Annotated in this window: 5 protein-coding genes; 1 reads left to right on the top strand and 4 read right to left on the bottom strand. The window is 73.4% G+C overall.

Features of this window, described 5'->3' with window-relative positions; all coding sequences use genetic code 11:
• Positions 1-7 precede the first annotated feature (7 nt).
• Genes MNY62_RS07380 through MNY62_RS07365 form a run of 4 tightly spaced genes read right to left on the bottom strand, consistent with a single transcriptional unit; the run spans position 8 to position 12,890 of the window.
• On the bottom strand, positions 8-3,382 hold the full coding sequence (locus tag MNY62_RS07380) for an RCC1 domain-containing protein (protein WP_242343475.1): 3,375 nt from the start codon (positions 3,380-3,382) through the stop codon (positions 8-10).
• 45 nt (positions 3,383-3,427) lie between these two features.
• On the bottom strand, positions 3,428-4,579 hold the full coding sequence (locus MNY62_RS07375; RefSeq protein ID WP_242343474.1) for a tail fiber protein: 1,152 nt from the start codon (positions 4,577-4,579) through the stop codon (positions 3,428-3,430).
• Between the two features lie 33 nt (positions 4,580-4,612).
• Positions 4,613-7,150 carry a variable surface family protein gene (locus tag MNY62_RS07370; protein ID WP_242343473.1) on the bottom strand — a complete coding sequence of 846 codons (2,538 nt, stop codon included), beginning with the start codon at positions 7,148-7,150 and terminating at the stop codon, positions 4,613-4,615.
• A 13-nt stretch (positions 7,151-7,163) separates the two neighbouring features.
• Positions 7,164-12,890: a hypothetical protein gene (locus MNY62_RS07365; RefSeq protein WP_242343472.1), complete on the bottom strand. Its 5,727-nt coding sequence runs from the start codon at positions 12,888-12,890 to the stop codon at positions 7,164-7,166.
• A 471-nt stretch (positions 12,891-13,361) separates the two neighbouring features.
• Between MNY62_RS07365 and MNY62_RS07360 the strand changes: the two genes are divergently transcribed.
• A complete protein-coding gene (locus tag MNY62_RS07360) occupies positions 13,362-14,108 on the top strand; it encodes a dienelactone hydrolase family protein (RefSeq protein WP_242343471.1) in 747 nt (248 codons plus the stop codon).
• Positions 14,109-14,112: the final 4 nt, after the last annotated feature.

Below are 14,112 nucleotides of genomic sequence, written 5' to 3'. Positions count from 1 at the left end.
CGGCGGATCAGGGGAACGCCTCGATGGGTGCGGGGGTCGCGCGGCCGATGCCCGTGAGGCCGCTGCCGAGCTGGCCGGACGCGTCGTCGCCCCAGCACACGCCCGAGCCGTCCGCGAGGAGCGCGCAGGTGTGGCGCGCGCCCGCGTGGACGGACACGGCGGTCGTGACGCCCGAGACGGCCACGTGCAAGGGGCTGTCCTGGAGCGCGCCGTCGCCGAGCTGCCCCTCCGTGCCTGCGCCCCAGCACGCGACGGTGCCGCCGGCGCGCACCACGCACGCGTGGGCCCCGCCGACGGAGACGTCGATCGCGTCGTCGACGCCCGTGACGCTCACGGCCAGGCTGAACGGCGTCGTGGTCCCGTTCCCGAGCTGGCCGCGGGTGTTCGAGCCCCAGCACGAGACCCCGCCGCCCGCGGTGATCGCGCACGCGTTCTCCGCGCTCGCGGCCAGATCGATCGCGGGGACGACGCCCGCGTAGGACTGGACGGGGGTGCTCTCGCCCGTCGGGGAATAGCGGCCGAGCTGGTGCTCCGCGCCCCTGCCCCAGCACAGCACCACCCCGTCGCTGCGCAGCGCGCAGGAGAAGGCAGCTCCGAGCGCGATCCGCCGGACGCTCGCGAGGTTCTGGACGAGCGCCGGGGTGGAGCGCGACACGAACGAGCCGTCGCCGAGCTGACCCGAGGCGTTGTCGCCCCAGCAGGACACGAGCCCGCCGGCGAGCGCGCAGACGTGCCCCGTCCCGACGGCGACGGCGGCGACCCCGCCGGAGATGCCGATGACCGCGGGGGCGCTGTTCGACGACGACGTGACGCTCGGCCCGAGCTGCCCGTGCGCGTTGTCGCCCCAGCAGGCGACGTCGCCGTCCGGCCTCACGGCGCAGCTCGTCGCCCCTCCGACCGCGACGGCGCGAGCGGCGAGCCCGGGGACCTCCACCGGCAAGGGCACTCCCTCGGAGGAGGCCGATCCCGCCTGCCCTCGATCGTTCGCTCCGAAGCAGACGATCTGGCCGGCCGTGAGCGTCGCGCAGGCCGAGTCGCCGGCGACCGAGAGCTGCCGCGCGGCGTTCGCGCTCGCGATCGCCGCGGGGGAGGGGCTGGAGCGAAGCGTCGTCGTGCCGTCGCCGAGCTGGCCGACCGTGTTCCGTCCCAGGCACCGGGCCACACCGTCGGCACCCACGGCGCACGTGTGCGTGAACCCTGCGGCGAGGGCGATCGAAGGCGCGGGCGAGGTCAGGAGGACGGGCACCGGCGACGTGGTCGAGGAGAGCGCACCGAGCTGCTGGTACGAGTCGTCGCCCCAGCACCACGCCTCACCGTTGCCGCGCAGCGCGCAGGTGTGCCCGGATCCGCAGGCGATGGCGACGACGCCGCGGACCTCCGGCGTGACGGGGCTGGGGCTCGACGTCGTCGTCCCGTCTCCGAGCTGCCCGGAGCCGTTCAAGCCCCAGCACCGCACCGAGCCATCCTCGCGTGCCGCGCAGGTGAACGCGCCGCCCGCGGAGACGCTCACGAACCCCGACCCGATGACCGCCGCAGGGGTCAGGCGGCGAATGCCGTACGCCATCGCGCCGTCGCCGATCTGCCCGTAGTCGTCGCTGCCCCAGCACACGGCCGTCCCGGCTGCCCGGACCGCGCACGTGTGCATGCCGCCTGCCGAGAGCGAGACGACGGTGTCCAGGCCGGAGACCGCCACCGGGGAGGCCGCCGTCGAGGTCGAGCCGTCGCCGAGCTGTCCGTAGCCGTTGTCACCCCAGCAGCGGACGGCTCCGCTCGAGAGCAGCGCGCACGTGTGCCTCGCGCCCGAGGTGACGGCCACCGCGCCGTGCAGCCCGGGCACCACCGCGGGGGACGTGCGGGCGAGACGATCTCCGACCCCGAGCTGGCCCTCCGCGTTGCGCCCCCAGCAGCGGACGGTCCCGTCGACGAGGACGGCGCACGCGTGCTCGAAGCCCGCGTCGAGGGAGATCGCGCCCGCGACGCCCGCGACGGGAGCGAAGGTCGGGCGCGACGACGTCGTCCCGTCGCCGAGCTGCCCCGACGTGTTCACCCCGGCGCATTGCACCGTGCCGCCGTCGCCGAGCACGCACGTGAACTCCTGGCCGACGGTCACGCTGCGCTGCCCCGCCGGGCCCGGCAGCCGGGCCATCGCCTGGCGCAGGTTGGCGTCGCGGTGCCCGAGCGCGTCCCGCGCGCGGACGGCGAAGAAGGAGCGCGCGTCCGGCGTGAGGCCGGTGACGTCGAACGACGTCGCGCCGGTGACCGTGTCGCTCGCGACGAACGCGTCGCACCCATGCCACGCGTCCGTCCGGCAGATCTCGTAGGTGATGTCCGCCGGCGCCGTGGTCGCGTCCGACGCGGCCGGCCACGTGAGGCGCACGGTGCCGGGCCCGGTGGCGATCGCGGCGGAGATCCCGGCGAACGAAGGCGGCGTCCCGTCGTGGACGAAGGACCTCCCGCTCGAGCACGCGGAGAGGTTCCCGGCGCGATCCCGCGCCCGGGCGCTGAACCACGTGGTCGCGTCCTGGGCCGCGTTCACCTGCGCCGAGAACGCGCCGCTCGCGTCGGCGGTCACCTCCGCAGCGGCCGCGCCGGTGCAGTCTGCCGAGGCGTGGACGGTGACCGACGCGCCGGGCTCGGTCGAGCCGCTCGCGGTGAGGGTGGCGACCGTGGACGGCGACGCGGGGGCGAGCGAGAGCTCCGGGGCCGCGGGGCCGAGGCTGTCCTCGACGTAGGTGATGCCGGGGCCGCACTCGGAGCGGTGGCCGGTCGGGTCGGTCACCACGCCGTGGAACGTCGTGGTGGAGTCGTCCGCCACGTGGACGCTGGCCCGGAACGTCCCGACGGGGATGGGCTCCGACGCGAGCGGCGGACCGCTGCAGAGCGGATCGGCGTACACCTCGACCGTCGCGCCGCGCTCCGCCGCGCCGGAGACGACCGGCCAGTTGTCGTTCGCCGGGCCGTTCGGGCTCACGGTGAGCGTGGGGGGCGGAGGCTGGCCGTCGTGGAGGTACCGCGGGCCCGAGGCGCACCGGGAGACGTTGCCGGCGGCGTCGACGGCGGTCGCGGAGAAGACGGTGGCCATGTCGTGCGGGACGGTGACCGGGGTCGAGAAGACGCCCGCCGCGTCCGCGCCCGCTGACGCCGAGGGCGCTCCCGAGCAGTCCGGCGAGGTGTAGATCCGCACCGTCGCCCGCGGCTCCGCGGTCCCAGCGAGCACGGGACGGTCGTCGGCCGAGGCGGCGTCCGGAAACGACGTCGTGAAGACGGGCGCGCCGGGCGGCGTCGTGTCCCGGCCGCCCCCGTCGCACGCCGTGCCCGCCGCGAGCGCGGTCACGGCGACGAGGAGCGCGACGCGCCGCCCAGGACGGGCGGCGGCGGGCATCGATGCGTGGTCCCTCGCGCGCTCCCGCATCGCCGGGGTCTCCGCCTACTCGACGACCTTGATGATCCAGTTCACCGCGACGTTCGCCGGTCGCGTCTCGCCGTCGCCGCCCGAGACGGTGTGCTCGTGGAAGAGGTTGATGGAGGCGGGCTGGGTGTCGCGCGTCTCCTCGCACCGATTGTTGTCGGTGTCGCTCGAGTGAGATCCCGTGCGATCGCCGTTGGGCGGGTAGGACGGGCACCACGCCTCGGCGAAGTACCAGTCGTTGTACCGGTGCGAGTGGTTGAGGTTCACCGCGTCCGCCTTGAGGGCGTTGCGCGGAAGGCCGGTCGTCCAGTCCTGGAACGCGCCTGGGTCGCGCCCGAGGAGGTCCCCGGCGTTGTCTGCGCGGAGGCCACGCAGGAAGCGGCCGCCGAGGTCCGGCAGGTCGAACGTATTCCCCGATCCACCGTACGTGTAGCCGATCGCCCCGAAGAGCGCTGGATACTGGGCGGCGTCGAGGTGCTGCCCGCGGCACGGCAGCCAGCCCGCGGGGACCTTGTCGTCGGGCCCGCCGAACGCGACGATGCTGCCCGTCGGGATGGCGCTCGTCGCCGCAGCGTACTGTGCGTAGGGGACGGAGAGGAGCCGCTGACGGCCCGCGAGCGGCTGCCCGTTCACCGACACCTGCAAGTACAGCGAGGGCTGGGCGAAGAGCTCGGGCCGGATCGGGAAGTCATCGCCGAGCGCGACCGTGAAGTTCCCGTCCATGACGGAGACGCTCCGCGTCTCGGACCAGACCGCCAGCGCGCCGTTGTCCAGACCGGCGTCGTTCGTGAAGAGCTCGAACGTCATCGGGACCGCGGCGTCGGTGACGGGAGCTCCGTTCTGCTCGAGGTAGCCGCGGTAGGGGATCTGGCGCGGCACCCGCTCGCCCGGGCCCGCCGGGTTCGCCGCGATCGCGACGACGCCGGCGAGGACGAGCGCCGCGGCCCCCGCGCCGAGCGCGGCGCGCACCGGCCAGCGCCGCAGCCCGCTCGCGAGCTCGCCGCGCCGCACGTGGCGGTCGACGAGCGCGGCGCGGATCCGGACCTCGTCGCCGAACCTCACCGACGGGAGCGTCCCGTCGGAGACCAGCGCCGCCACGGCCTCCGGCGGGAGGTTGTAGCTGCGGGCGACCTCTTCGATGGACAGGTAGGCGTTCGTGGGGTCTGCCATGTCGGGTTCTCCTGCGAGGCGCGGAAGGGAGCGTCAGCGGGGGACGAGGCGGTAGCCGCTCGCGCTGTCGGCGAGCGGCGTGTCGGTGACCGGGATCACCGGCACCTCGCCGCGGAGCCGGTACGCGCCGGCCCCGTCCACGAGGTCCTTCGCCTCGCTCGCCGCGAGGTCGCCGCACACGTGGTAGCAGCCCTGCGCCGAGGGGTTCAGCGGATCCGAGCCCGGGCACAGGTAGGGGAAGCCGTTGCACTGCACGATGCAGCCGCGGAAGTACTGCGAGCTCTCGGCGAGCTGCACGGCGGCCCAGACGACCTTGCCGACGTGCTCCGGGCTCGGGAGCACCGGCTTGCAGGTCATCACCGGATCGCGCGGGTTCGGCCCGCTCGCGATGGGGACGCTCGGATCCGCGGTCAGCTCGCACTCGTTCACGGTGGCCCGCAGGTATTCGCTCGGCGCGTGGGCGGTCCCGGGCGCGCCGAGCGTCTCGACGGTCTGGAGGTGCCGGTTCAGCGCGGCCGCCTTCGTCGCGTAGGTCGTGTCGTCCACGACCTGGACGCACTTGAACTGGCTGTGGTGGGTCATGCCCTTCCACGTGCGGTTCGGCGCGCTCACCGACGCGAAGTCCATCCCGATCGCCGGCGCGGTCGGCGAGAACCAGGCGTCGCGCGAGCGCGGGCAGTCCTGCCAGAAGTCGCTCGTGCGCACCCCGCTGGCCTCGAGGCCGTAGCGCAGCGGAAAGCCTCCGCCGACGCCGCGGCGCTTCTCGGCGATGTGGTAGGAGCCCGGGCCGCCCACCGCGCCGGCCTCGTACCACCCGCGGTGCAGCTCGATGAAGTAGCTGAACCGTGTGTACACCGCGACGAGCTCGCTCGGGAGATCCGACGACGCTGCCACCGGCGCCTGGTCGTAGGGAGGCCGGCCCCACTCCGACACGTCGTTCAGCTTGTTGTCGTTGTGATCGGCCTTCTCGCCGACGCAGGCCTTCGTGAAGCCGTTCAGCTCGGCGGCGCGGAGCGCGCGGCCGCCCGCGCCGTAGATGGGCACCTCCGCCGTGCCCGACACCTGCTCGAGCCGTGCAGGGTCGTCGTTCCGCGTGCTCTCGTAGAGCGGGATCGCGGACGTGAGCGTGATGAGCTTCGGCGGGCTCCCGCGGTCGTCTTGCAGCCAGAAGCGATCGATCCTGCGCAGGTCGCACCGCGCGTTGTCCTTGAGGGCGGGGTCGTTGCTCTCGAGGTAGTAGCGCGCCTCCGCCCGGACCCAGCCGTCCTGGTCGGCGTCGCACGGCAGCGCCCCCGCGATGCCGCCGACCGCGTAGAACCAGCCCGGCAGCGTCTTGCAGATGCACCGCCCGTCGGTCGTCGGAGTCGGCGAGACGCCGTCCTCGCCCGGGCCCTGGCACGTGGGGCAGATCGCGTCCCGGCAGTACGCGTCGCTCGTCGCGGTGCCTGGAGTGCACGTCTGGTCCGCGGGGCAGGGCGGGAGCGTCGCGCAGGAGTAAGGGGGGCGGCAGGCCCCGGTCGTCACGTCGCGCACGAGCCCGGCCTTGCATGCGCCGCACACGGCGCCGCCGCCCGGCGGCTCGTCGCAGACCTCGTTCTTCGCGTCGCAGCCGGCCTGGATCTCGGCGCACGTGAGGGCGACGCACGCGGCGCCGCTCTGGGCGTAGCCGGGAGCGCAGCCGCCGCAGACCGCGTCAGCGTGCGGGCCGGGCGGCGTGCAGGACAGGTGGTTCGCGGTGCAGCCCGCGCTGTCGCACGTCTTGACCGGGCGGCACGTGCGGCTCTCCTCGAGGTAGCCTTCGAGGCAGCCGCCGCAGTGGGCCGAGGTCCCGTCCTCGACGCAGGCGCGGTAGGCGCCCACGCAGGCGCCCAGGATGCTGCCGGGCTCGCTCGCCGCGCACGTCGCGTTGGGATCGGGGTCGCAGCGCGCGGCGACCGAGTTCCAGACGAAGCCGACGTCGCAGGACGGAAGGCAGGTCGCGTCGGCGATCACCGTCCCGGGCGTGCACTGCTGGTAGAGCGCACAGGCGTCGCAGCCCTTCGCGGCGCGGCACGCGCCGGTCGTGCCCTCGCAGACGAGGCCCTGGCAGAGGCCGTTGTCGCACGGGCAGCCGGCGACGTCGGCCGTGCAGGTCCGGCACGTCCCGCTCGCGCACGTGAGCGACGCGTCGCAGCTGCCGTCCGCGCGGCACGCGCAGGCGAGGGTCCCGTCGGGGCAGGCGTCCGCGACACAGACGCCGTTCCGGCACGAGAGCGCCGCGTCGCAGGTCGACGTCGAGGTGCACGCGCAGCTCTCCGCGCCGGCGACGCAGGTCGCGCAGGTCGATCCGCGGCAGGCGAGCCCGGCGTCGCAGCTGCCGTTCGCGAGGCAAGCACAGCCGGCCAGGCCGGGCGCGCACGCGGCGCACGCGTTGCCGGCGCCGCACGTGAGCCCGGCGTCGCAGCTCCCGTCGACGCGGCACGTGCAGCCGCCGGTGCCCGCGGCGCAGCTCGCCGGTGGCGACCCACACTGGCAGCCCGACGCGACCGCCAGCGCGAGCGTGAGGAGCGCGGTCCGGGTGGTCCAGCGCATGCCGCCTCTCCGATCAGAGCTGCGTGAAGTCGGTGTAGTAGACATACAGCCGGATGTCGGTGAGCGACTGGAGGTCGATGTCCTGGTTCGCGAGCTCGTCCTTCTGGTTCAGGATGAGCTCCCAGTGCGTGTTCACGAAGGGTCGATCGCGCATGCGGTCGCTCCGGTAGACCTCCGGGCCGAACACGCGCACGCCGTTGAAGAGCGGGTTCAGGACGGCGGTCCGCTCGGGGAGGCGGTAGTAGCGCTTCTCGCCGGTGACCGACTGGACGGTGCCCGTCCCGCGCTGCCGGACGTAGACGCGCCCGACGGTGTCGCCGACGTCGGAGCCGATGATCTCCGCCTCGACCGCCAGGATCTTGTGGTTGCGCGTGAGGGGCGAGAGGCGCGCGAGGCTCGTCGAGAACGGCAGCGTGAGGTAGCCGCGGTCGTCGAGGTGGGCGGAGTCGCCGAGCTCCGCGCGGAAGAGCGCGATGCGCGACGCCTGCGAGAGCGACCGGCCCCCGCCGTCGAGCCGCGGGATCGCGAGCACGTCGTCGCGGAGCGACACGATCTCGACGCGCGTGTCGGGGTTCCCGTACTGCTGCTGGAACTCGCGGTAGGCGTTCTCGAGCTCGGAGAGGTAGGTCTCGAGGTTGTAGTCCCCGTGCGCGACCATGCGGATGAGGAACAGGTCGACGAGGTGCGCGTAGCTCTGGCTCGTGTAGTACTCGAGGACCTTCGTCGCCTTGTACGCGTCGGCGACGGCCTCGGTGAACGTCTGATCGGCGAGGATGACGGCGTCGTTCTTGTAGATGCGGACGTTCGGGTCGTTGCGCGCCGCCTCCACGTTGATCGTCTGCTGCTCCGTCTCCTCCTGCTCGGCGAGCGTGCGGGTCGCGTCGTTCGTGAGCCGCTGAACGTCCGCGAACGCGAGCTTCATCCGGTACTGCGTCTTGAGCGCCTCGAGATCGAGGCTCGCGAGATCGAGGAGGAGCTTCTTCACCGCGGCGTCCGAGTCCGTGCGCATCACCTCGCACTGCTGTTGCGACTCCCACCGCGTGGTGGTCCGGTTGATGAGGGAGATCTCGTCCTGCGCGGAGGAGATCTCCGCGTCCAGGGCGGCGAACGCCGCGGTCTGGACGGTGTAGGTGGCGACGTAGGTCGCCGCCGCCGCGGCCGCCTGGGGGCAGCTGGACGACGTGCCCACGCTGCAGTTCGCGAGGCTCGCGAGCTGCTCGATCTTGGCGAGGTACCGGCCGAGGTCGCCCTGGGTCCGCTGCGCGTCCCGGACCGCCGCCTCCAGCGTCGCGACCTGTCCCTGGGCGGCCCAGCGGTAGTCGGCGAGCTTCAGGGCGAGGCCGCACTGCTGCTCGACGCGCGCCCGCTCGATCTCGATCTCGGCCAGCACCCGGTCGTACTGAGCGGCGACGCCCTTCATGTCGAGCCCGACGAGCTCGAGCTCGCCCATGGCGGCGTGGAGCTTGCCGTTGCCCACGCGACCGCAGGGATTCCCCATGAGACGGCCGATCTCGTTCAGGTGCGCGTAGGTCCGGGTGGCCGGATGGACGAGGCCGTCGTCTCCGAGGAAGGTCCCGCAGATGTCCGCGAGCTGGGACTCGTAGTTGTTCCGGATCCGGATGAGCTCCGCCTGGAACTGGGCCGCGTCGGTGTCGAACGCCCGGGTCGAGGAGAGCGCGACCTCCTCCTTCTTGCCGGCGTCGGCCGCGCTGGCCTTCGCGGCGGAGAGGAGCTTCGTGAACGCGTTCACGTCGCCCGGCTCGAGCGCGGGGAACGGGATGAAGTCGGGCGCGAAGCCGAAGTAGGTCGGATCGTCCTTGATGCGCGCGTAGGCCTCGCGCATGTCGAGGAGCGCGGCACGGTACCCGAGCGCCGCGAGCTCGGCGCGGCTCCGGATGAAGTCCCGGTCGGCCGGGTCCGCGACGCTGACGACCCGCAGCATCATGCGCGAGAGGACGATCGACTCGAGGTACGCCGCGCTGTAGGCGCGCTCCGCCACGTGGCGGGCGAGATCGGGCCGGTTGAAGCTCTGGTACCGCTTCGCGACCTCGCTCCACGCGCGCGACTTCTGCGTGGACGCGCGGATGAGCTTGTCGAAGTACGCGACCACCGTCTCCTTGGTCACGAAGTTCCGCGACGCGTCGGTGCCCATCGCCTGCACCGACTGCCAGAGGTAGCCGCTCAGCGCGTAGAAGCGATCGAGCGCCGTCTGGTAGTACTGGGCGGCCTGGTACAGGTTGTACATCTCGTTCCCGGCGCCGCCCGCCAGGTTGATCCCGTTCGGCTCGAACAGGCTCCCCTGGAACGAGACCATGCGCGAGCCGGCGAGGTCGAACCGCGACGCGAACGCGCGCGTGTACGCCTCGTCGCCGAGCATGATGAGGAGCTCGGCGTCGAGCCGCTCGAACCCGTCGTAGGTGATCGGCACCGTGCCGGTCAGGTCCTGGGAGTAGCCGAACGCGGTGACGAGGAAGCTCCGGAGCTCGCTGCGCGCCGTCGCGCCGAGGCTGACGTCGGCCCTCGAGAACAGGTCCAGGGCACAATCGACGCGCGCGCGCGCCTCCTCGATGGCGGGCGGGTCGTAGCAGTACGGGATCGCGTTGGAGTCCGGGACGCAGATCTCCGGGGCGAAGCCGACGGTCGCCCCGGTGCGGCTGCGGAACTGCGTCTTGTAGCGGAACGCGGCGTCGATGGCGGTGAGGAGCGGCACGAACACCGCGTTGCTGGCCTTGGCGTAGAACTCCTTCTGCGAGCGCAGGTCGAGCCGGTCCGTGTCGCAGTAGACGCCGCGCTGCAGGGTCGACGGGTCGAGGGCGCACCGCCAGATGGGGTCGAGCCGGAGGCCGAACGTCGCGTTCGCCCGCCAGAGGTCGAGCGTCTCCTGGCAGGACCCCGCCTGCTGGCACGGGAGGTCCGCGATCTGCCCGCGGTCGAGGGTGTTCGTGAAGAACGTGACGCCGCTCCCGGCTGGGCAGGCGACCTTCACGTCGAGGCCGGCCTTGTCGTTCGGGCCGCCGTCGAAGAGCCCCGTGTCGTGGCACAGGTAGTGGACCTTCTCCGGCTGCGAGCCGTCGAGGGGGACGGGGTCCTGCCCCGGCGCGATCCCGTCGAGCACCCCGGTCGCGAGCGCGTCCGGGTTGTCGAGCACCGCCGCGCCCTGACCCAGCACCTTCTCGACGATCGCGGGCGTGCACGCGGTGCCGAGGACGCCTTCCGGCGGCGTCCGCGCGTCGCTGGCGGCGTGCCCCTGGTACGCCGTCGCGTCCAGCTCCGCCGGGCTGCGCGTGAGCGTCATGAAGCCGTACGCGGCGAAGCCGGCCGTGTCCTTCGGCCCGAGGAACGACTCCTCGAACCGCTCCCGGTACAGGATGAGCAGCGTGTCGCCGTTGATGAGCGCGCCGTCGACGAGCTCGAGCCGGCGGACGCGCGGGCGGCCGTCGGGGATCGGGTTCGCCTGGGCGAAGCTCAGGTTCACCGGCTCGGCGCCGGTGCCGAACGGCAGGAGCCGGTCGCGGCATTCATACCGGTAGCGAACGCCCGAGGCGGCGTCGAGCGTCGAGCCCTCGGCGAAGCCGGGGACGAGCCACGGGATCGCCGCCTGCGAGAAGGTGCCCGGCTGGGCGCGGGCGCAGCCCGTGTCCGCGGCCGTCGTGACGTAGCGGCCCCCGACGCGGATCTGCGCGTCGAGAGACGCGAGCGGCGCGATGCAGGCCGAGCCGACGTCGCCCTTGCAGGAGGACGGGTCGGCCGCGAACGTGAGCGTTACGGCGGGGTCCCCCGCGTACTGGAGCGACTCGGCGGTCACGATCTTGCCGACGAGCTGCAGCGGGTCGGCGTCGCTCGCGCGGAGGTTCAGCGCGATCGGGAGCTCGGAGGCGGCGGTGGGGATGGGGGCCGAGTCGAGCGCCTCGACGTACGTCGCGTAGCCCGGCGAGCGGTGGTACGGGTAGCACGCCGCGCCCTGGCGACAGAGGCTCCGCACCGACTCCCAGCGCCAGGACTCGTTCAGCGTCGCCGTGACGACCGCCTGGAGCTCGTCGAACGTGATGCGGCCCTGCCGGAACGCGCCCCACCGCTGGATGAAGCCGTTGCCGACGAGGCTCAGCGCGGAGGTGCTGGTCCGGTCCGCCATCCACGCGTCGAGCCCTGCCACGCCGAAGTTGGCGAACGTGTGCATCTTGCCCGCCCAGCGGCCCTCCGGGCGCGTGACGTAGCTCAGCGAGACGACCCGCCGGCCGAGCTTCGCGTTCGCGATCTCGACGCGGCCCTCCCACCGACCGAGCCCCGGTTCCGACGCGATCGCCAGCTTGAGCTCGGCCGTGCCCCCGTTGCCCTCGACGAACACGGTGACCTGGTCGACGACCGTCGGCGTGCCGGCGCCCATCGCGAGCCAGGGGAGGGGGCTCGCGGTCACGCGGACGGGCCCCTCGGGCGGGAACTCCGTGTGCTCGAGCTTGCGCACCGTGAACTCGAGGCCGACCGGCGCGTCGTTCCGGAGCACGAGCGTGCCGGAGAGGCGCGAGCTCGAGAGCGCGACGCTCTCCGCGGACAGCGTGAACGTCCCGGCCACTGCGAGCTGCGGCTGGCCGTCGCTGCGGCGGATCGGGAGGCAGAAGCCGGTGTCGCCGTCCGTGGTGACGCAGGCCGTGCCCGTCGGGCAGGTGTCGCTCGCGGCGGTGCAGGGCGCTCGGCACACGTGCCGGTAGCACGAGCGACCGCCGGAGCAGTCGGCGTTCGTCGAGCACGTCGCGTAGCACTTCCCGGCGATGCAGGTCTGGAAGTCGGGGCAGTCGAGCTCCGTGGCGCACGCTGGGGCGGGGGCGCCGGGGGCGGTGCAGGAACCCTCCGTGCAGACCTTGCCGTCGAGGCAGCGCGCCATGAGGCCGTCCGCGGGGCAGGGGACGTACGTCCCGTCGGACAGCGCCAGCCCGCTCTGGCACGGGCTGTAGCAGACAGGCGCCGCGGGCGGGGTCAGCGTGTCCTGGGCGACGCAAGCGCCCTTCACGCAGGCCCCGGCGTCGCAGCTGCCGTCCGCACGGCACGGGCAGCCGGGCTCGCCGACGGGGCAGGTCGCCTTCACGCACGTCCCACCTGCGCACGCGAGGGTCGGGCCAGTGCTGCTCTGCCCGCACCGCCCGTCGGAGAAGCAGGCGCAGCCCTCGGTGCCGGGGGTGCACGTCGTCTGCTGGCACGTGGCGTCGCCGCCACAGAAGAGGGACGCGTTCGCGCAGCCGCCGCCCGGGAGGCACGCGCACCCGAGCTCTCCGGGCGCGCAGCCGGGCGAGCCGCAGGTCCCGTCGGCCTTGCACGTGAGCCCGGCGTCGCAGGCGTAGTTCGGCCGGCAGGCGCAGCCCGCCGAGCCCTCCGCACAGGAGGCGGCGCCGCAGATCCGGCCCTGACAGAGGTACCCAGCGTCGCAGGTCCGGTCGATCCTGCACCCGCAGTCGAGCCCGCCCGGCGTGCACCCGGGCAGCTCGCACCGAGCGTGCCCCGGCTCGCCGGAGCAGGTGAGGCCGCTCGTGCAGGTGCCCGCGGCCGAGCAGGAGCACCCGAGCGTTCCGGACGGGCACGGCGCTGCCGCGCACCGGCCGCCGTCGCAGGCGAGCCAGGCGCCCGAAGCGTCCTTCCCGCAGGTCGCGTCCGCGAGGCATGCACAGCCGAGGGTGCCCTGCGAGCACGCGGGGGTGTCCCTCGAGCAGCCAGAGAGCGCGATCGAGCCGAGCGCGATGGCGATGAGCACATGGCGAAGCGACCGCGAGTGCGGTCTCGGAACTGCGTACACGTCGACCCCCTTCGACGCGACACGAGCCCCGGAGCACGCTCCGGTGCCCACGCGCAGGTCTCAGCTGATCAGGGCGGCCGTCGCTGCTCCCCCGGTACGCCCCCGCGTTTCACGATGCGGCGATCCCGTATAGCACGCTGTGTGACGGTCATCCAACACGAACGGCGAGATTGCCCGGCGCGCGCCGTGGCGGCGCGCTGCGCTCGGCGTGAATCTTCGATGGAAGGAGAGCTTCCGGCGCGGGCTCAGGCCCGCGGCTTCTCCCACCACAGGTCCGGTTCTGCCGGCGGCACCCGCTCCGTCACCGCCACCCCGAGCGCCGCGAGCTCCTTCGCGACCTTCCGACCCGAAGGAGGCGGATACGCGGGTGAGCCGCGCGGACGCGTCCGGCGGTGCCGGCGCCGCTATAACTGCCGCAAGGGAGAGCCCATGACCACGCGACGCGAGGAGATCGACGTCGAGACCGCGGACGGCGTCGCCCACGCCTGGATCCACCGCGAAGCGAAGGCCCCGCGAGCCGCGGTGCTCTTCTACACGGACGCGTTCGGCGTGCGCCCCTCGATGCACGAGATGGCCGCCCGCCTCGCGCGCCTCGGCTACCTCGTGCTGCTGCCGGACGTCTTCTACCGTGCGCGGGAGTTCCCGCCGTTCGACGCCGCCACCGTCTGGAGCGACCCGCCCGAGCGCGAACGTCTCACGGCGCTCCTCCGGTCGCTCACTCCGGAGCGAATGGCCGTGGACGCGGGCGCATATCTCGGCGCGATCGCCGCGCAGCGAGGCGTCCGCGAGGACCGCGTCGGCGTCACCGGCTATTGCATGGGCGGTCGTCTCTCGTTCCTCACGGCCGCGCTGCATCCGGACCGGGTGCGCGCCGCTGCGGCGATCCACGCCGGGGGCCTCGTGACCGACGCTGCGGACAGCCCGCACCGCCTCGCCCAGCGCGTCCTGGCGTCGCTCTACGTCGGCGTCGCCGACGAGGATCGCGGCTGCACGCCGGAGCAGCAGGGGACGCTGGCCGCAGCGCTGGGCGCGGCCCACGTCCGCTACTGCCTCGAGCTGTACCCGGGGAAGAAGCACGGGTTCGCGGTGAGCGACCATGCCGGCGCGTACGACGAGGACGCGGCCGACCGCCACTGGCGACGCCTCGAGTCGTTCTTCGGCGAGACGCTGGGTTAGGCCG

It is taken from the genome of Anaeromyxobacter terrae (assembly GCF_022690685.1).
GTDB classification, from domain to species: domain Bacteria; phylum Myxococcota; class Myxococcia; order Myxococcales; family Anaeromyxobacteraceae; genus Anaeromyxobacter; species Anaeromyxobacter terrae.
Note: the sequence above shows the minus strand (reverse complement) of the source record. Positions and strands in the feature narration are given on the sequence as shown.